Raw genomic sequence first — 18,742 nt, forward strand, 5'->3', positions numbered from 1 at the left:
ATGTTGAAATTAGGAATTATAGGGGCTGGACGTATTGGCAGAGTACATGCAGAAAGTATTTCAAAGTATGTGAAGGGAGCGGAAGTTAAAGCGATTTCAGATATTAAGGTTACAGAGGAGCTTAATAAATGGGCTACTGAAATGGGGATAAAAAATGTTTATGATGATTATCATAATATATTGAATGATCCAGAAATCGATGCCGTATTAGTTTGCTCTTCTACGAATACGCATGCACCAATATCTATTGAAGCTGCTCGAGCTAACAAACATATTTTTTGTGAAAAGCCCGTTGATGCGGATATTAATCGGATAAAAGAAGTATTGGCAGAAGTAAAAGAAGCAGGTGTTAAATTCCAAGTTGGATTTAATCGCCGTTTTGATCATAATTTTAAAGCAATTAAACATCGTGTAGTTAATGGAGATATTGGAGAACCTCACCTAATTAGAGTAACTTCTCGTGATCCTGATGCCCCACCAATTGAATATGTAAAAGTATCAGGTGGAATGTTTTTTGATATGACAATCCATGATTTTGATATGGTCCGTTATTTATCAGGGAGTGAAGTTGTCGAAGTCTATGCGGTTGGCGGCGTGTTGATTAATCCAGAAATTGGCCATGTGGGTGATATTGACACGGCAGTTATTACCTTAAAATTAGCGAATAATGCAATTGGTGTAATAGATAATAGTCGTAAAGCGGTTTATGGGTACGATCAACGTGCAGAAGTGTTTGGTTCAAAAGGAGCGATTCAAACTCGTAATGATACAGATTCTACAGCAGTATATTCTTGTGAAAATGGCGTTATTACAGAAAAACCAAAATATTTTTTCTTGGAAAGATATATGCAATCTTTTGCCGATGAAATAGCAAGTTTTGTGAATGCTATCATAAATAATGAGCCTACATTAGTTACTGGAAATGATGGTTTACAGCCTGTACGGATTGCAATTGCGGCTAAGAAATCTCTTGATGAAGGGCGTCCAGTTAAACTGAGTGAAATTGAATAATTAATATAAAGCGGTGAAATTAGCAAAATATTTGCAGAATTTCACCGCTTATTTTTTCAATAAATAGGTAGATTTAGTATGAAAAAAGTAAGAATTGGCTTAGTTGGAACAGGATATATTGGACGTTGTCATGCGATTGCTTATGCTCAAGCACCCACGGTTTTTCCTTTAAAAGGAGAATTACAATTAGAATACCTTGCAGAGATCAACCAAGATCTTGCCGAACAAAAAGCACAAGAATTTGGATTTGCAAGAGCAACGGATAACTGGAAAAAATTAGTAGCAGATCCTAATGTTGATGTGGTTGATATTTGTACGCCTAATTTTCTACATAAAGAGATTGCGCTTGCAGCTATTGCTCATGGAAAGCATGTCTATTCTGAAAAACCATTAGCATTAACGGCACAAGATGCTAAAGAAATGGTCGAAGCAGCTAAAAAAGCAGGGGTTAAAACGTTAGTTGGTTTTAACTATGTAAAAAACCCAACATCTCAATTAGCGAGAGAAATTATTCAAAATGGTGAAATTGGCGATATTATCCATTTCTACGGTACCCATAATGAAGATTATCTCGCTGACTCAAATTCTCCCATAGATTGGCATTGTTACAAAGATAAAGCGGGTTTAGGCACATTGGGTGATCTAGCTGCACATATTGTTAATATGGCTCATTATTTAGTTGGAGAAGAAATTGTAAGCGTTGTTGGGGATATGCAAACGGTTATTAAAAAGCGTCCAAATCCCAATAATTTAAGTGACATGATTTCTGTTGAAAATGAAGATCAAGCCGCTGCCCTTGTTCGTTTTGCTAATGGTGTTATGGGAACGATTGAAAGTTCTCGAATTGCCTGCGGTAGAAAAATGGGTTTAACTTATGTTGTTACAGGTACAAAAGGTACTCTCACCTATACTCAAGAAAGAATGGCGGAACTAAAACTCTATTTACACAGCGATGAAACTTCTCGTCAAGGGTTTAAAACCATTCTAGTTGGACCTGAACATCCCGACTATGCACAATTTTGTATTAGTGCAGGGCATGGTATCGGATTTAATGACCAAAAAGCGGTTGAAATCCGAGATCTTGTGAATGGTATTGCTGCTAACGATAAAATGTGGCCTGATTTTGAAGAAGGGTACAAAGTTTCTAAAGTTCTTGAAGCCATTGCAATATCAGCAGAACAAAAGCGCTGGGTTGAAATTAGTGAAATTTAAAAATATAACTGTATTTATATAAATAATTCAAGCGGTCGTTTGATGGTAAATTTTACCCATAAACCACCGCTTGTTAGTTTAATCGTTTAAGGTTTTTAGGGCTATGACTAGCTTTTGGTAACGTTGGTATTTTTGTTGATAGGCATTAAAATTTTCGGCGTTGGGGTAAAAATATTGCATTGATGTATTTAGCATATCCATTGAGCTATTTGATTCGTTGAGCCCTTTCATTGCCATCAATGTAGCACCTGAACAGCCAGTTTCTTCTACTTGTCTAATTTTAGATTTACTTTCTAATATGGTATTTAAGGTGAGCATTGAAGCAAAATATTCGGTGGCAAGTGAAAATATCACAATAAGTAACATTTTGTTTATCCTTCAGCAACAGGGAAGCGATCTCGTATAACAAGAATACAATTACAGATATTGAATTAATGAAAAATGAGTTAGCAGAGATCAGAGTAGAAGGTTTTGCAATGGATCGTGAAGAAAATGAACTTGGTGTAGTTTGTGTAGCTTGCCCGATTTTTAATTTGAATAATCGCGTGGAATATGCCATTTCTATTTCTGTTTCAACCTATAAATTGGCACAGCTAAATTTAAAAATGGTGCTTACTGAGATTCAACGTACTGCTCAAGCTATTTCCAAAGAATTAGGCTGGGATAGTAATCAATCGTTTTAAATACGTTGAGCTATGCTATTATTTCGCTTTGTTTATAATGACTTAGAATAATAAAGAATGAAATTTAAATTACTTAATAATTACTTTTTTGCCTCTGCTATTTTAAATAGTATTTCACAAATTATGCTGATTGAAAGCCCGTTCATCGGCATTCTTTTTTTGATTGCCATAGGATTTTTTTCATTAAAAGCCTTGTTAGCATTACTTTTAGGCGCTTGTATTGGAACACTTATCGGGCTATTCCATTTTCAAGAGAGTGAAAAAACGGTAAAAGGACTTAATGGTTATAATGCAGCTCTTTCAGCTTTAGCGATTGCCGTATTTTTAGATATGCCATTTTGGTGGGGGGGGAGTATTTTATCAGCGGGAATGACAACGTATTTTCAATATCTTCTTGCCCCGTGGTTTGAAAAACGGAAAATTCCCATTTTTACTTTTCCGTTTGTGGCTATTTCGTGGGGATGGATTCTAATTATCCACCACTTTCATTGGCATATTGAAGCCACAGAAATCGTATTTCACCCTCAAGATTTTACCCAAGAGTTAATTTACGCACTTACACTGCCTTTCCATCAAGTTTTTTTCGGAGAAAGCCGTGTAAGTGGTGGACTAATTATGTTAGGAATACTCTTTGCTGGACGACATCTATTTTTTAAGACCCTTTGTTGTACGCTATTTTGCTGTGTTATTTGGTATCTACTTGGGGTAGATATTCAATTTTTTCATCAAGGGTTATTTGGTTTCAACCCCGTTCTTGTGGGGCTTGCTTTGGCAGTATTTTTACCTTCAGCTCGTTTTTGGAAATTAATTCCTTTTGCTAGCTTGTTGTGTATTTGGCTACAAATTATCCTTACCGACATATTAAACCTATGGCAACTACCAGCTTTTACTTTCCCATTTGTCTTGACCACATGGATCGTTTTGGGGTTGAACCAATTATATGATTACAATCGAAAATGAATGTGATAAGTTGCTACATAAGCAATTATTTTTTAGATCTTACCGCTTGTTGTTGGCATATATTTCCGAATTGACCCATTGATGATCAGCTTCCCAGCTAAATTTCCATTGGCGAATAGGCCCTGCCATTACATTTAGATAGTAGTTATCATAACCAGCGATGGTTGCTACGGGGTGATATCCTTTTGGTACTTTGACTACATCTTTATCATATACTGCCATACATTCATCAAGGCTACGATCATCAGTATAAACTCTTTGTAATGCAAATCCTTGTTCAGGGTTAAATCGATGATAGTAGGTTTCTTCTAAATAGGTTTCATTTGGATCATTTTTTTGATCATGTTTATGGCTTGGGTAGGAACTGGTATTTCCTTCATTAGTAAATACTTCAACGACTAGTAGGCGTTCTGCTGGTTCAGTCTCAGGTAAAATATTGTGTACTAATCGTTGATTATTTCCAACTCCCCGTTGTTCTACACCAATTTCTTGTGGGGTAATTAAGTGAACAGGGAATTTATCAGAAGAGCTTGGGGCTTTACACACAGCAAGTTCTAGAGACCCGTTTGCAATAATTTTGATATGTTTATGATGTGGAATATAGAGAGCATAAGGCGGAATGCGTTCAAATGGACTTTGCCTGTTTCCAATATCTTTAAATGTATATTGCTCTACCTGAGCTGTTCCTTTACCAGAAACCCATACTAGACAGAGTTCATTATCTCCGCTATCTAGTTCTATTTCCTGTTGATCTGTTAACTGATAAACGGAAAAACCAACGTATTCCCAATTTGCATTTTCTGGTGTGATGTCTTGAATTTTTATTTTTCCTGTTTGTTTTTTAGAAAGAAGATAGCTCATATAAACCTCATAATATAGAAACTAATCTATCATAAAAAATTTTTATCTGATTTCATACTTATAAAACTCAAAGATTATACATAGATCACAAAAATAAAATATTTTTTTTATTTTTTATTAATTTGATTGAATTGTTTCATAATTTGGGGTACCGTTATTTTATTATTTCTTTTTAGATCTTAGTGAGGAACAAGATAATGAGTGAATTTGTTAAAAATTTTATTAATGGAGTTATAGTCGAGAGCGAAAGCCAACGTATTACTTCAGTTTTTAATCCTGCAACTGGACAAGTAATTAAACAAGTTAAATTAAGTACGGCTGGAGAGGTTGATGAGGCTATTTCAGCTGCTACACAAGCCTTTCCTGTATGGTCGAAAATTTCACCATTACGTAGAGCAAGAATTTTATTTAAATTTAAGACATTACTTGAAGAACATTTTGATGAATTAGCACGTTTAATTAGTATTGAACATGGTAAGGTCTATTCAGATGCTGTTGGTGAACTTACTAGAGGATTAGAAGTAGTTGAATTTGCAACCGGAATTCCACATTTACAAAAAGGGGAATTTTCTTCCAATGCTGGACGAGGTATTGATATTCATTCTATCCAACAGCCATTAGGTGTTGTTGCGGGGATTACACCTTTTAATTTCCCTGCAATGGTACCGATGTGGATGTTTCCTGTGGCTTTGGCTTGTGGAAATACATTTGTATTAAAACCATCAGAAAAAGACCCTTCTGTGTCTATCCGTTTGGCTGAGTTGTTAAAAGAAGCAGGATTACCTGATGGGGTATTTAATGTTATTCAAGGTGATAAGGAAGCTGTGGATATTTTACTGACAGATCCACGTATTCAAGCGGTGAGTTTTGTGGGATCAACAGCAATTGCACAATATATTTATGAAAAAGGATCAGCAAATGGCAAGCGAGTGCAGGCACTTGGTGGGGCAAAAAATCATGCTTTAATTATGCCCGATGCAAATATTCAAAATACAGCGAATTCACTATTAAGTGCCGCTTTTGGTGCCGCAGGAGAACGTTGTATGGCTCTTTCTGTTGCTGTTATTGTTGGTGATCAAATGGCAGATAAAATTATTGAGGAACTGATTCCTAAGATCAAAGCATTAAAAATAGGAGCAGGAATTTTAGCTAGTGATCAACCTGAAAATGATATGGGGCCTGTTATTTCTAAAGAGCATAAAGCTAAAATTGAAAGCTATATTACTCAAGGTATTGAGCAAGGTGCAACTTTGTGTGTTGATGGAAGAAATTATACAGTAGAAGGCTATGAAAATGGTTATTTTATTGGTGGAACCTTGTTTGATAGGGTTACACCTCAGATGACTATCTATCAGGAAGAAATTTTTGGTCCAGTGCTATGTGTTGTTAGAGCAAAAGATTATGCAGAGGCAATGTCTATTATAAATGGGCATCATTATGGTAATGGAAGTACTATTTTTACGAGTAATGGTGATGTGGCACGGCAATTTACACAAGATGTACAAACAGGTATGGTTGGGGTGAATATTCCTATTCCTGTACCAATGGCATTTCATTGTTTTGGTGGTTGGAAGGCATCGATTTTTGGTCCATTAAATGTATATGGCACAGATGGCGTACGTTTTTATACAAAAATGAAAACAATAACAACTCGTTGGCCTGATAGCAGTATAAGAAGCCACGTTTCATTTAGTATGCCAACGCTTTAATTATAATATTATTTAGAAAGCGGTGAGTTTGACTTAGGGTTTTGTAAAAATTTTAGGTAAGGCGAGCTGCTTTTTTATTTTTATACACTAAAAAACGTGATCTATTTAACAAATTTGACACAAATCCATAGATATAGTAATGAAATGCTGATAGCATGTTTTTGGTTTTTTTATTTCATTTTTGTTTTTTATAAAAATAAAATTCTAATGATTTGTGCGGTATGAAATACCAAGTTACGTTTACTTATAATAAGAGGACTATGTGATGAAAATGCATTTTAAATTAGCATTAAGTACATTAACGCTAGCGTTAGCAACAAATACTTTTGCTAAAGATGAGCTTGTTGTATTTAGTTTACCAAATTTATCGAGCCCGTTTGAAGTTCAGCTACAAAAAGTAGCGATTGAAACGAGTCAGAAACTAGATATAAAGTTACAAGTGTTAGACGGACAAAGTTCATCAACTAAGCAAGCATCTGATTTAGAAAATGCAATTACACGTGGTGCTAAAGGTGTTGTTATTTCGCCTAATGATGTTAATGCTATTTCGGCAGCAGTGGAAGAAATTATTAGTGAGAATATTCCTGCTGCAACGTTAGATCGCAAAGTTCAAAGTAGCAAGCCTGTTCCACATTTTGGTGCAAACAACTATACAGGTGGGCAAGAAATTGCTAAAGCAATCAAAACAAAATATCCAAATGGAGCAAAAATTATTTTGTTAACTGGACAGCCTGGTTCAACGTCTAATATTGAACGAACAAAGGGTATTCGTGACGAATTAACTGTTGGTGGGGAGAAGTATCAAATTATTGTTGATCAGACAGGAAATTGGTTACGTTCTGAAGGATTGCGTATTATTGAAAGCGTACTCCCAACATTAAAAACTAAGCCAGATGTGATTATTGCAGCTAATGATGATATGGCACTAGGTGCGGTTGAAGCGTTGAAAAGCCAAGGTTATAAAGCTGGTGATATTTTGGTAACTGGCTTTGATGCTGTGCCAGAAGCGCTTGCTCGTATTAAAGATGGGTGGCTATTTTTAACGGCAGATCAACGTCCTGGCTATGCAGTTAGTTCTGCGTTAGAGCAAGTGGTTGGCAATATTCGTGATAAAAAAGAAGTGTCTGGTGCTGATTATGCTCCTAAGGTAATTTCAAAAGAGAATCTTCAAGAAGCAGAACGTTTTTCTGAGGTAAGTGAGTAATTTGGATTTCTAGCTTTTCAAGTTTCATTATTTGAAAAGCTATTTTTAACGTTAGGGGGGTATATGACCGAACCTTTATTAGTAGTAAGAGATCTAACGAAAAGTTTTTCAGGAATAATGGCTCTTAATGGTGTGAAACTTACAGTAGGTAAAGGTGAAGTTCACGCATTATTAGGTGAGAATGGGGCAGGTAAGTCCACATTGCTAAAATCTTTATCAGGAGCCCAGCCTCAAACGAGTGGCGATATTTTTTTTAATGATGAGAAACTAAGTGTTAATGATACACCATTTGATCGCCAGTTTAAGGGGATTGTAACTATTTATCAGGAGTTTAATTTATTACCTAATATGACTGTTGCAGAGAACTTTTTTCTTGGAAGGGAGCCAAGAAAAGGGTTATTTGTTAATGAAAAGGCGGTAAATGAAGAAGCCAAAATTGTATTGGATAATTTAGGTTTAAATATTTCCCCAGATACACAAGTTTCTAGATTAAGTGTTGCACAGCAGCAGATGGTTGAAATTGCCCGAGCAATGACGTTAAATGCAAAGTTAATTATTATGGACGAACCTTCTGCAGCGTTGAGTGATAAAGAAGTAGAAACCCTTCATCAGATTGTTCGAGATCTTAAAAAACGAGGTATTAGTGTTATCTATGTTACACACCGTTTAAATGAAGTTTTTGCGCTTTGTGATCGTTTCACAGTTTTTCAAGATGGGCGTTATTCTGGAGAAGGTAATGTTTCTGAAACAACGGTTGATAATATTATTAAAATGATGGTGGGGCGTTCAGTTGCTTTTACTCGCCGTCCTCCACAAGACACACACCATACTCACCGTCCTATAGTGCTTTCTGTTAAAAACCTTCATAGAGAAAAACCTGCACTTGATCCGCATGGTATTGCATTACATGGTATTTCTTTCAACCTTCACGAAGGAGAGGTTCTAGGCATTGCAGGATTGGTGGGAGCAGGCCGAACAGAAATTGCACGTTGCCTATTCGGGGTAGAAAAATATACTGCAGATGAAATTAGTTTAAATAGCAAGCCATATCATGCTATCTCACCGCTTGATGCTCTTGAAAAAGGTGTTGCACTTGTTCCAGAAGATCGTAAAAAAGAAGGGCTTGTATTAGGTCTGTCTATTCGTACCAATATGACGTTGCCTACATTACGTAATTTGTTAAAGTTTAGGTGGCTTGTTGATGAGAATAAAGAGAATAATCTAATTGATGTTTATCAAAAAGCATTGCGAATAAAAATGGCAAGTAGTGAATTAGAAGCACGTAAGTTATCAGGTGGAAACCAACAAAAAGTTATTCTTGCTCGTTGTATGGCACTTAATCCTAAAGTTCTTATTGTGGATGAGCCTACTCGAGGGATTGATGTAGGCGCAAAATCTGAAGTACACCAAGTACTATTTGATATGGCAAAAAAAGGTGTCGCAGTATTGGTCATCTCATCTGATTTACCAGAAATTATGGCGATTTCAGACCGTATTATTACCTTATCAGAAGGTAAAGTAACAGGAGAGTTGCATGGTGATGAGGCAACCGAAGAGAAATTAATGTCAATGATGGCAGTAGGTATTCAGCATACCGCTGTCCATTAACTAAAACAGGAGTATGTTATGTCTTCAATGTTTCTAAGAAATTTAGGTATTGTTGATGAGAAAGGGCAAATAGATTTTATTGCATTTTTCGAGCGATTTGGTGTGCTTATATTTCTAATTCTACTTGTCGTTTTTTTTCAATCACAAAATAGTGCATTTTTATCACAACGTAATATTTTCAATATTCTCACTGAAGTTTCGATTTTCGGTATTATGGCAGTAGGAATGACATTTGTAATTTTAACTGCTGGTATTGATCTTTCAGTAGGATCAATTCTTGCAGTTTGTGCAATGTTTGCAGCTTATATTATAAAAGGAAGTAATACGGTTACTGTCGAAGCGGGTGCTTGGGGTGGAATGAGTGGTATTATAGGCCTGATTATATGTTTAGTGCTAGGTACTCTTATTGGGTGGTTAAATGGTTTAGGGGTAACTAAATTAAAATTACCTCCTTTTATCGTAACGCTAGGGGGAATGACTATATGGCGTGGGCTGACTCTTGTTATTAATAATGGCTCTCCTATTGCTGGATTTGATGAAAGTTATCGTTGGTGGGGACGTGGAATATTATTGGGTATTCCTGTACCTGTAATTATTTTCTGTATTGTTGCAATTATTGGTTATTTTGCTTTACATAAAACTCGTTGGGGACGCTATGTTTACTCAGTGGGAGGCAATCCAGAGGCGGCTCGTTTAGCTGGAGTTAATATTAATCGTACTTTAGTGAGTGTGTATGTTGTTATGGGAGCTTTAGCAGGATTAGCTGGATTTATTCTCAGTGCAAGGCTTGGTAGTGCAGAATCGGTTGCTGGTGTTGCTTTTGAATTGAGAGTGATAGCTTCGGTTGTTATTGGTGGAACGTCTTTAATGGGGGGATATGGTCGTATAACGGGCACAATTTTTGGTTCAATTATCATGGGAGTCTTGATTAATGGATTAGTGCTAATGGATGTATCTGCCTATTATCAACAAATTATTATGGGTGTTATCATCATTTTGGCGGTGTCTTTTGATACTTATGCGAAAAGCCGTCGAGGAGCAATTTAATTATAAATTGGTATATATAGGCTGATTAATTCAATCAGCCTTATTTTTATTAATTGTGAGCTACTTTTTTCATTGCTAGTGAAACAACTAAAGTTTGAACTAGCGTCATCGTAGAGCATTGTGATCTAAATCCATTAATTTGAGCTTCTTTTACAATAAATGATACATCGCTAAATGCAAGTAGTGGACTAAGCTGGCTATCTGTAATTGCAATATGTTTCACACCAATTTTAGCTGTAGCATTAATGACATTAAGCGTTTCATTGGCATAAGGTGAAAAGCTAATAGCAATGACTAAATCCCCTTCCTTTACCCTATTTAGCTGTTCATCAAACATACCGCCTAAACCATCAATGAGAATTGCATCATAATCTAAGTGATGTAATGCATAGTTCAGATAGCTAGCAATACTAAAAGAGCGTTTTAGGCCGACAATAAAAATACGATTTGCATTATTTAATAATTTTGTTGCAGTATCTAGTTGCTCTTCGGTTATCTGATTAGAAAGCTGTTGTAATGTTTGGCTATTTCCGTGTACAAATAATCTAAGAATTTGTGTAGATATGTTGGTATCTTCATTTAATGTTGAATTCATTTGCTGAAATAGTTGTGCTCGCTCAGTATAGTTTACCCGTTCTTCCATCAGATTTTGACGAAATAGCTGTTTTAACTCATTAAAGCCTTTAAACCCAAAGGCGTTGGCAAAACGAATTAGGGTAGATGGCGGAACATTAGCTCGTTCTGCAATTGTTGAAACTGTATCAAATACAACACTATTACTATTATCGAGTACATATTCTGCAACTTGTTTTAGGCGTTTGCTAAGTGTGTCGTATCGAAGCCGAATTTCTTCTTGTAGATGAGTTAATTGAGTTGGTTCATTCATTGTAATAGGTATTCCACAGGCTAAAATTAAATGATTTATTATAGCGATAAGCTGTGAGATATTGTGTTATTTTTACAAAATAACACATTTATACTTTAATAAAACATATAAGGAAAGATTAGATATAAAGGCTAAAAGACCTTTATATCTAATTGCAAAGTTATTTGACGATCTTACCGCTTGCTTGGAGATCGGCGTGATAAGAGGAACGGACAAATGGTCCGCAAGCGGCATGTTCAAAGCCCATTTGATTGGCTTCTTCACGGAACATATCAAACTCTGTTGGGTGAACATAACGTGCTACGGGTAAGTGATGGCGGCTTGGTTGCAAATACTGCCCTAGGGTTAGCATTGTGACGCCGTGAGAGCGTAAATCTCGCATCACTTCTAAAATTTCATCGTTTGTTTCACCAAGCCCAACCATAATGCCTGATTTTGTTGGAATGTCAGGAAAAGCTCTTTTAAATTCTTGCAATAGCTTTAATGACCAATTGTAATCTGCTCCAGGGCGGATTTCACGGTACAAACGAGGTACATTCTCTAGATTGTGGTTGAACACATCAGGTGGGTTCTCTTTGAGAATTTCAATTGCTTGTTCAATACGTCCACGAAAATCGGGAACAAGTATTTCAATTTTGATGCCCGGGTTTAAAGCACGGATTTCTCTCACGCAAGCAGTGAAATGACCTGCACCACGATCAGGTAGATCATCACGATCAACAGAGGTAATGACCACATATTTTAGTTTCATATCTTGAATAGTTTCAGCTAATTTGCGTGGTTCATCTTGATCGAGAGGCAATGGCTTGCCGTGTGCAACATCACAGAATGGGCAGCGGCGAGTACAGATTGCACCCATAATCATAAAGGTTGCAGTACCGTGGTTAAAACATTCGTGTAAATTTGGACAAGAGGCTTCTTCACAGACTGAATGCAGCCCGTGGCGACGCATTCCATTTTTGATATTTTGAATACGTTCTGAGCTGGCTGGAAGTTTGATTTTCATCCATTCAGGTTTTTTGAGTAGTTCTTGGTTTGGGTCAATATTTTTGACGGGAATAATAGAGGTTTTGGCGGCATCACGATATTTAACGCCACGCTCCATTTTAAATGGTGTACCCATTTGTAATTATCCTATTGATTAATAATTTGTTGGCTATTGTAACCTAGAATTTGTGTAAAGTAATTTACCAATTTAGGAGAAACTAAATCACAGTTAGCTTGTTCACTAGATATAAAATCAGCAAGTTGGCACATTTCTAACCCCGCGTAGCCACAAGGATTAATATGGTGAAATGGGGTTAAATCCATATTGATATTAAGAGCAAGCCCGTGGAAAGAGCAACCTTTACGGATTCGTAGCCCTAATGAGCAGATTTTCCGCTGATCAACATAAACACCGGGAGCATCTGGCTTTGGGTAAGATTTGATGCCATAATCAGCTAATGTTTTGACGACGGTTTGTTCTAGAGCGGTAACCAATTGGCGAACATTGAGATCATTTCCTTGTGCTTTATGCCGTTTAATATCAATTAAAACATACATTATTTGTTGGCCCAGTCCGTGATAAGTAATTTGCCCACCACGGTCAGATTGCACCACAGGAATATGGGTTGGATTTAGTAGGTGTTCGGGTTTCCCTGCGGAGCCTTGGGTAAAGACGGAAGGGTGTTGAACTAACCAAATTTCGTCAGGCGTTTCAGCTGTACGATTATCGGTAAATTCTTGCATTTTATGCCAAATGTCTTGGTAATCTTGGATACCAAGTTGGCGAATATAGATTGGATTCATCATTGCAAGCGGTTAGATTAGGGGCAAAATTGCCCCTTTTGATAATTAGAGAACCATTCTCACGCCTTCAATTTTGGCGAGATCGGTATAAAGCGTTTCAATTTGATCGATATTATCTGCTTCAATCGTGATTGATATGGAATGATAAGTTCCTTTGCCACTCTCTTTTATACTCGGATCGTAATCGCCTGCGACTACTTTTTGAACTTCTTTGATCACGTCTTCAATTAAGCCATCACGTTTTTCACCGACTACTTTAAAGGTGAATGAGCAAGGAAACTCAAGAAGATCCCTTAATTTCTTATCTTGTGCAATATCGGTTAAGTTTACAGTTTTTTGTTCAGTCATTTTGCTTCCCTTTACTTTTGACGAGAATATTTAAATTAAGATTCTCAATTTTTACTAGATGGGGATAAATTTGTTAATTACAAGTTTTAGCGAATATTTGGGCATTAGTTAAAAAGGCTTTTAACAGTTAATACAAGCCAATCCCATGTTTTACCAATAAAACCAGCTTCTGCAACGTCTTGCATAACTTGTAAATCAATATTGGCAATATCTTTATCATTTAATTGATAAATAATTTTACCAACTACTTGCCCTTTTACGAGAGGAGCTTCTAGCGTTTTTTTCTCAAGGACATAACGAGCTTTTAATTCCCCTGTTTTTCCTTTTGGTACGGTAATGAATTTATCACTTAATGTACCTAGTTGGATTTTATTTAAATCACCGTAGTAAACGCTTTGTTCAGATACAGTTTGCCCAGCGGCTAAAGGTTTGACGGTTTCAAAATTCGTAAATCCCCATTGGAGCAATTTTTTGCTTTCAATTTCACGTCCTTTAATTGTAGAAACACCCATAACCACAGAAATTAAGCGAGTATTACTATCGTATGCCGAAGCTACTAAATTATAACCTGCTTTATCGGTATGGCCTGTTTTCATACCATCTACATTCATTGTTTTATCCCACAATAAACCATTACGGTTAGCTTGTTTGATTTTATTGAATGTGAACTCTTTTTCTGCATAAATACGGTATTCTTCGGGTAGATCACGAATAATATGCTGTCCGATGATTGCCATATCACGTGCAGAGGAGTACTGATTCGGATCATCTAAACCGTGAACAGTGGCAAAATGGGTGTTCTTCAGACCAAACTGTTGCACATATTTATTCATTGTTTCAATAAAGGCTGCTTGTGAGCCAGAAAGGTGTTCAGCCATTGCGACACAGGCGTCGTTGCCTGAAACAACGATAATACCTCGATTAAGTTGGCTAACTGGCACCTGTTGATTTAAATTTAAAAACATTTTTGATGAGCCAGGGAATTTTTGCCCCCAAGAGTTTTCTGTAATGGTAACGAGGTCATCATTTTTAATTTTCCCATTTTTAATGGCACTACCCACGACATAGCTTGTCATCATTTTTGTTAAACTAGCAGGGTATTGACGTTGATCAGGGTTTAAACTCGCTAACACTGCACCAGAGTTATAATCCATCAACACATAAGTTTGTGCATTGATGGTTGGGGTTACAATGCCATAATCGGTTTCACCGTTGGCATAGCTCATTGAAGAAAAAGCTAATGAACATAATGCGGTTGAGCGAAGTAATCTATTTTTTAACATAAAAGTTTCCGTTTGATTTAATTCAATTGAAGTAATTTATTCTGCTTTAATGGCGAAATTTTTGCCAGAACCTTTCACTTTTAGTAATAGTCCTGAGTTTTTCGCTAATTTATAAAGGGATTCTGCCCCTTTACCTGAAATATAACCTTGGCGATCTACTTGCATTGCTTCTATTTTAACTTTTGCAATACCTGTATGGTGCATTCCAATTTCTTTTGCTGCTTGTACAGAGAGATCAATAATACGATTATGGCTAAATGGTCCACGGTCATTAATTCGAACAATAACCTTACGTCCATTACGGAGGTTGGTAACCAACACATAAGAGCCGAGTGCTAATGTTTTATGGGCAGCTGTATAAGCATTTTTATTGAAAATCTCGCCGCTTGCTGTTTTACGTCCGTGAAACATTCCGCCGTAATAACTTGCTATTCCTGTTTGGCTAAATAGTCGAGATTTTTCTTTATCAATGCTGGTATGAGTTTTATTTTTTTCTCGATAGCGGTAAGTTTTATTTATTACTTTAACGTGGGTCAGCTTTGCACCGTTTACCCCATACTGTTTTTTTGTATTATGAATAATATTTATGTTGTGCCGTGTTGTATTTTTTTTAGCCGTTGTTTTCGTTTTTTGTAGAGATGGCACTTTGTTTGTAATTTTTTTTACATTAGTTTTTTTGCGCTCTTTATTATTATGAACTTGAGCTTTTTTATGGCTGACAGATTTTTTTGTCGCCGATGAAACTACAATAGTTGATTTTTTTTGCTTTGTTATTGTAGAGATTTGTGTTTTCTTTTGCCCTTTATTCTGCGCTTTTTTAGCCGTGCTGGTAATAGCTTTCCGCTGAGTATGTGATGGCTTAGATGGATTTTGCTTTTCGGCAGAAAAAGTATTAACAGACGTACTTGCAATAAGTATGCCTAATAACAATGATATGATTTTGCTTAATTGCATAATTTTCCTCTACTTTCTTCAATATGAAAGAAAGTAATATAATAATCAAAATACAAACATTTGCTGAAATGTTACCGCTTGTTTGCAGAGTTTAGGTATTATAGGGGTTGCTTTTGTCAGCCCGTTCTCGGTGAACATAAGCAGACATCACTAATCCAAATGCTGCCATTAGTGTAACATAGGACGTGCCTCCATAGCTAAATAGCGGTAATGGTACGCCAACTACGGGTAAAATACCACTCACCATACCGATATTCACAAAAACATAGACGAAAAAGAGCAAGGCTGTTCCGCCAGATAAAATACGTCCAAAGCTTGATGTGGATTTTGCTCCGATGATTAGCCCTCGAGCAATAATAAAGAGATAAATTGCCAGCAGAATAAGTACACCAATCAAACCGTGCTCTTCGCCTAAAACCGCAAAAATGAAATCTGTATGAGGTTCTGGTAAAAATTCGAGCTGTGATTGTGTACCTTCCATCCAGCCTTTTCCTTCTAACCCACCTGAGCCAATTGCAATTTTTGATTGAATAATGTGATAGCCAGCCCCGAGAGGATCCTTTTCGGGGTCAAGTAGCGTCATTACCCGTGTTTTTTGGTAATCGTGCATAAGATAAAACCACATTATAGGGAGAAATCCTGCTAAGAGTACAATACCTGCTCCGATAAGTTTCCAACTCAGCCCTGCTAAAAATAGGACAAAAACCCCCGCTGCACAAACTAGGATTGCAGTGCCTAAATCTGGCTGTATTGCGACTAATAATGTAGGGATAATAATTAGGGCTAAAGCGATAAAGGTATCTTTAAAATTAGGTGGCAAGGCACGGTTACCTAAATAGGTTGCGACCATTAATGGCACCGATAGTTTAGCGATTTCAGAAGGTTGAAAACGAATAAAACCAAGGTTGAGCCAACGTTGTGCTCCTTTGCTGATTTCCCCTGCAACATCAACGAGCAATAATAAAGCGATACAAACAACGTATAAATAAGGGGAAATTTTTTCATAAAAGCGAGGTGGAAACATTGCAATAATGATCATCAAGCTGAGCCCAAGTATAACTTGGATAATGCGATTAAAAAACATTCGTTCATTTGCTCCGCTTGCACTGTAAAGTACAATTAGACCATATCCTGTAATAGCAAGTAGCCCGATGATGAGTAGCCAATCAAGGGCGAAAATTTTCCAAAATCGATTTAAAAATGACTTACTCATTCAATTCCTCTTCATCAGTTACAAGCGGTGAGTTGGGTGAATTTTTTTGCAAAATAGGGCTATTTTCTTCTTTTTTATCTGTTAGTTCTGGTGTTGTAGGTCGATTACGCAAGACATAATCCATTACTTTGCGTGCGACAGGGGCGGCGGCTGTTGAGCCACCTCCAGCATTTTCTAAAATCACAGATACAACTACTTTTGGGTTATCATAAGGTGCAAAGCCTGTAAACCAAGCGTGGTCGTGCAGTTTTTTTGTAATCGCATTTTTATTATAATTTTTACCCTTCAAGCTAAATACCTGTGCTGTCCCTGTTTTACCAGCAGCACGGTAAGGGGCTCCAGCAAAGGCTTTTCTTCCTGTACCGTTTGATGCATTGATGACATTGTACATACCTTGTTTTGCAATGTGCCAAAAACGAGGGGGAACGTCTTTAATATCATCATATAAAAGTGGATCTTGGTAAGGGTGATTCTCACCCGACATAACTTCCATCATTAAATGGGGGGTATTCACTTTGCCGTTATTAATCAGAACGGAAGTGGCTTTGGCTAGCTGTAAAGGCGTTGCGATCCAATAACCTTGCCCAATACCGACTGAAATCGTATCGCCAGGAATCCATGGCTTTTTGTAGCGTTTTTGTTTCCATTCACGATTTGGCATAATCCCTAAAGATTCTTCGGCAATATCTATACCTGTTTTTACACCGAAACCAAAACGCTTCATCCAATAAGACATTTTATCAATTCCCATATCATAGGCGAGCTGATAAAAGAAGGTATCAGATGATTCTGTGATGGCTTTATTAACATCTGTTCTACCGTGCCCTGTTTTTTTCCAATCTCGGAAACGTTGTGTGGTACTAGGTAATACCCAATAACCAGGGTCAAAGACTGAAGATGTTGGCGTAATTTTACCTTCTGTTAGCCCTGCAACTGCCATAAATGGTTTGATGGTTGAAGCTGGAGGATATGTTCCTTGTGTTGCTCTGCTATACAGCGGGCGATCTTCATCTTCAAGTAACCGCTTGTAGTCTTTTCCTGAAATACCATCGACAAAGAGATTGTTGTCATAGCTTGGGTTGGTAGCCATTGCCATAATGCTGTTATCTTTTGGATCGAGAACAACTACAGCGCCTTTTTGATTGCCTAGTAGCGAGGTTACATAGCGTTGTAGTTCAATATCTACAGTTAAGCGAATGCTACCTCCCGCAACGGCTTGTTGATCTCGTAATTTACGGATTACTTTTCCTCGGTTATTAATTTCAACTTCTTCAAAGCCTGTACTACCGTGTAGCTGTTCTTCATAGAATTTTTCTATACCAAGTTTGCCAATATCGTGTGAGCCTGCGTAGTTACCGTATTTTCCAGATTCTTGCAGGCGTTTTTTATCTTTATCGTTTATTTTAGCAACGTAACCAAGAATGTGAGTTAACACTTCACCATAGGGATAAGTTCGTTTGAAATAAGGTTGTACATCAAGACTTGGAAAACGGTATTGATTGACGGAAAAACGAGCGATCTGTTCTTCGTTAAGATCAGACTTTAATAAAATAGGTGTATAGCGTGAAGAACGTAATTTTTCTTTACGGAAATTTTCGATGTCTTGCTCGGTTAAGCCTACTAATTCTTTAAGTGTTTGTAACGTTTCTTCAAGGTTATCTACTTTTTCTGGTACGATATATAAGCCAAAAAATGTGATGTTTTCTGCTAATACTTTGCCGTTACGATCATAAACTAGCCCACGGGCAGGGGGAATGGGTAACAATTTTATGCGATTACCATTAGAGCGAGTCTGGTAAGATTCATAATCTCTAATTTGGAGGTGATAAAGATTAGTCAATAAGATTGCTGTTAGTCCTAGCACGCCAAGAAAGGCAATTAATGCACGGCGAACAAACAAGTTTGTTTCAGCTTGTCCGCTACGGATACGATCATCTTGTGTTGTGTGTGTCCGTTTTTTCCAAAACATTTA

The 18,742-nt window shown here is 36.9% G+C and carries 18 protein-coding genes; 8 read left to right on the forward strand and 10 right to left on the reverse strand.

What is annotated here, in order from left to right; genetic code table 11:
• Both iolG and A6B43_RS04290 read left to right on the forward strand, forming a co-directional pair.
• Positions 1-1,011, forward strand: coding sequence for an inositol 2-dehydrogenase (gene iolG / locus A6B43_RS04285; RefSeq protein ID WP_124211296.1), 1,011 nt, complete (start codon positions 1-3; stop codon positions 1,009-1,011).
• A 78-nt stretch (positions 1,012-1,089) separates the two neighbouring features.
• Complete coding sequence (locus A6B43_RS04290; RefSeq protein ID WP_124211297.1) at positions 1,090-2,223, forward strand: Gfo/Idh/MocA family protein; 1,134 nt, start codon at positions 1,090-1,092, stop codon at positions 2,221-2,223.
• A gap of 78 nt (positions 2,224-2,301) precedes the next feature.
• Here the strand turns inward: A6B43_RS04290 and A6B43_RS04295 are convergent, their stop codons facing one another.
• Positions 2,302-2,589, reverse strand: a complete 288-nt coding sequence (locus tag A6B43_RS04295) for a hypothetical protein (RefSeq protein ID WP_124211298.1) — start codon at positions 2,587-2,589, stop codon at positions 2,302-2,304.
• 29 nt (positions 2,590-2,618) lie between these two features.
• Here A6B43_RS04295 and A6B43_RS04300 point away from each other — a divergent pair, with 29 nt between their 5' ends.
• Both A6B43_RS04300 and A6B43_RS04305 read left to right on the forward strand, forming a co-directional pair.
• Entirely contained in the window at positions 2,619-2,906 is a 288-nt protein-coding gene (locus A6B43_RS04300; protein ID WP_257792863.1) for an IclR family transcriptional regulator C-terminal domain-containing protein, read from the forward strand.
• A 57-nt stretch (positions 2,907-2,963) separates the two neighbouring features.
• Positions 2,964-3,866 (forward strand): urea transporter, encoded by a 903-nt coding sequence (locus A6B43_RS04305; RefSeq protein ID WP_124211300.1) that lies wholly within the window; start codon positions 2,964-2,966, stop codon positions 3,864-3,866.
• 39 nt (positions 3,867-3,905) lie between these two features.
• Here A6B43_RS04305 and iolB read toward each other — a convergent pair whose 3' ends face one another.
• Positions 3,906-4,727, reverse strand: a complete 822-nt coding sequence (iolB, locus tag A6B43_RS04310) for a 5-deoxy-glucuronate isomerase (protein WP_124211301.1) — start codon at positions 4,725-4,727, stop codon at positions 3,906-3,908.
• Between the two features lie 197 nt (positions 4,728-4,924).
• On the opposite strand from iolB, the gene A6B43_RS04315 reads away from it, so the two are divergent.
• From A6B43_RS04315 to A6B43_RS04330, 4 genes are all read left to right on the forward strand, one after another.
• Positions 4,925-6,436, forward strand: a complete 1,512-nt coding sequence (locus A6B43_RS04315; RefSeq protein ID WP_124211302.1) for a CoA-acylating methylmalonate-semialdehyde dehydrogenase — start codon at positions 4,925-4,927, stop codon at positions 6,434-6,436.
• A 265-nt stretch (positions 6,437-6,701) separates the two neighbouring features.
• Positions 6,702-7,640, forward strand: a complete 939-nt coding sequence (locus A6B43_RS04320) for a sugar ABC transporter substrate-binding protein (protein ID WP_124211303.1) — start codon at positions 6,702-6,704, stop codon at positions 7,638-7,640.
• Positions 7,641-7,703: 63 nt separating this feature from the next.
• The gene (locus A6B43_RS04325) at positions 7,704-9,248 is read left to right on the forward strand and encodes a sugar ABC transporter ATP-binding protein (protein ID WP_124211304.1); all 1,545 of its coding nucleotides are present in this window, start codon (positions 7,704-7,706) and stop codon (positions 9,246-9,248) included.
• A gap of 18 nt (positions 9,249-9,266) precedes the next feature.
• A complete protein-coding gene (locus A6B43_RS04330; protein WP_124211305.1) occupies positions 9,267-10,295 on the forward strand; it encodes an ABC transporter permease in 1,029 nt (342 codons plus the stop codon).
• 49 nt (positions 10,296-10,344) lie between these two features.
• Here the strand turns inward: A6B43_RS04330 and A6B43_RS04335 are convergent, their stop codons facing one another.
• The 8 genes from A6B43_RS04335 to mrdA form a co-directional block, all read right to left on the reverse strand.
• Positions 10,345-11,181 carry a MurR/RpiR family transcriptional regulator gene (locus A6B43_RS04335; RefSeq protein WP_124211306.1) on the reverse strand — a complete coding sequence of 279 codons (837 nt, stop codon included), beginning with the start codon at positions 11,179-11,181 and terminating at the stop codon, positions 10,345-10,347.
• A gap of 160 nt (positions 11,182-11,341) precedes the next feature.
• Entirely contained in the window at positions 11,342-12,304 is a 963-nt protein-coding gene (lipA, locus tag A6B43_RS04340) for a lipoyl synthase (RefSeq protein ID WP_124211307.1), read from the reverse strand.
• Between the two features lie 11 nt (positions 12,305-12,315).
• Positions 12,316-12,975, reverse strand: coding sequence for a lipoyl(octanoyl) transferase LipB (gene lipB, locus A6B43_RS04345; protein WP_176672529.1), 660 nt, complete (start codon positions 12,973-12,975; stop codon positions 12,316-12,318).
• A gap of 42 nt (positions 12,976-13,017) precedes the next feature.
• Positions 13,018-13,320, reverse strand: coding sequence for a DUF493 family protein YbeD (gene ybeD, locus A6B43_RS04350; RefSeq protein ID WP_124211308.1), 303 nt, complete (start codon positions 13,318-13,320; stop codon positions 13,018-13,020).
• Between the two features lie 104 nt (positions 13,321-13,424).
• On the reverse strand, positions 13,425-14,546 hold the full coding sequence (locus A6B43_RS04355; RefSeq protein WP_418902981.1) for a serine hydrolase: 1,122 nt from the start codon (positions 14,544-14,546) through the stop codon (positions 13,425-13,427).
• Between the two features lie 93 nt (positions 14,547-14,639).
• Positions 14,640-15,557: a septal ring lytic transglycosylase RlpA family protein gene (locus A6B43_RS08890; protein WP_124211310.1), complete on the reverse strand. Its 918-nt coding sequence runs from the start codon at positions 15,555-15,557 to the stop codon at positions 14,640-14,642.
• Positions 15,558-15,648: 91 nt separating this feature from the next.
• Positions 15,649-16,770 carry a rod shape-determining protein RodA gene (rodA, locus tag A6B43_RS04365; protein ID WP_124211311.1) on the reverse strand — a complete coding sequence of 374 codons (1,122 nt, stop codon included), beginning with the start codon at positions 16,768-16,770 and terminating at the stop codon, positions 15,649-15,651.
• Positions 16,763-18,739, reverse strand: coding sequence for a penicillin-binding protein 2 (gene mrdA / locus A6B43_RS04370; RefSeq protein ID WP_124211312.1), 1,977 nt, complete (start codon positions 18,737-18,739; stop codon positions 16,763-16,765). The genes rodA and mrdA overlap by 8 nt, the downstream gene beginning before the upstream one ends.
• Positions 18,740-18,742 lie beyond the last annotated feature (3 nt).

Source organism: Vespertiliibacter pulmonis (assembly GCF_013377275.1).
GTDB classification, from domain to species: Bacteria; Pseudomonadota; Gammaproteobacteria; order Enterobacterales; family Pasteurellaceae; genus Vespertiliibacter; species Vespertiliibacter pulmonis.

Bases quoted from the DNA above. Each gene is read 5' to 3' on its own strand.
- iolG (WP_124211296.1), top strand. From the start codon at position 1: ATGTTGAAATTAGGAATTATAGGGGCTGGACGTATTGGCAGAGTACAT.
- A6B43_RS04290 (WP_124211297.1), top strand. From the start codon at position 1,090: ATGAAAAAAGTAAGAATTGGCTTAGTTGGAACAGGATATATTGGACGT.
- A6B43_RS04295 (WP_124211298.1), bottom strand. From the start codon at position 2,589: ATGTTACTTATTGTGATATTTTCACTTGCCACCGAATATTTTGCTTCA.
- A6B43_RS04305 (WP_124211300.1), top strand. From the start codon at position 2,964: ATGAAATTTAAATTACTTAATAATTACTTTTTTGCCTCTGCTATTTTA.
- iolB (WP_124211301.1), bottom strand. From the start codon at position 4,727: ATGAGCTATCTTCTTTCTAAAAAACAAACAGGAAAAATAAAAATTCAA.
- A6B43_RS04315 (WP_124211302.1), top strand. From the start codon at position 4,925: ATGAGTGAATTTGTTAAAAATTTTATTAATGGAGTTATAGTCGAGAGC.
- A6B43_RS04320 (WP_124211303.1), top strand. From the start codon at position 6,702: ATGAAAATGCATTTTAAATTAGCATTAAGTACATTAACGCTAGCGTTA.
- A6B43_RS04325 (WP_124211304.1), top strand. From the start codon at position 7,704: ATGACCGAACCTTTATTAGTAGTAAGAGATCTAACGAAAAGTTTTTCA.
- A6B43_RS04330 (WP_124211305.1), top strand. From the start codon at position 9,267: ATGTCTTCAATGTTTCTAAGAAATTTAGGTATTGTTGATGAGAAAGGG.
- A6B43_RS04335 (WP_124211306.1), bottom strand. From the start codon at position 11,181: ATGAATGAACCAACTCAATTAACTCATCTACAAGAAGAAATTCGGCTT.
- lipA (WP_124211307.1), bottom strand. From the start codon at position 12,304: ATGGGTACACCATTTAAAATGGAGCGTGGCGTTAAATATCGTGATGCC.
- lipB (WP_176672529.1), bottom strand. From the start codon at position 12,975: ATGATGAATCCAATCTATATTCGCCAACTTGGTATCCAAGATTACCAA.
- ybeD (WP_124211308.1), bottom strand. From the start codon at position 13,320: ATGACTGAACAAAAAACTGTAAACTTAACCGATATTGCACAAGATAAG.
- A6B43_RS04355 (WP_418902981.1), bottom strand. From the start codon at position 14,546: ATGAGCTATGCCAACGGTGAAACCGATTATGGCATTGTAACCCCAACC.
- A6B43_RS08890 (WP_124211310.1), bottom strand. From the start codon at position 15,557: ATGCAATTAAGCAAAATCATATCATTGTTATTAGGCATACTTATTGCA.
- rodA (WP_124211311.1), bottom strand. From the start codon at position 16,770: ATGAGTAAGTCATTTTTAAATCGATTTTGGAAAATTTTCGCCCTTGAT.
- mrdA (WP_124211312.1), bottom strand. From the start codon at position 18,739: ATGTTTTGGAAAAAACGGACACACACAACACAAGATGATCGTATCCGT.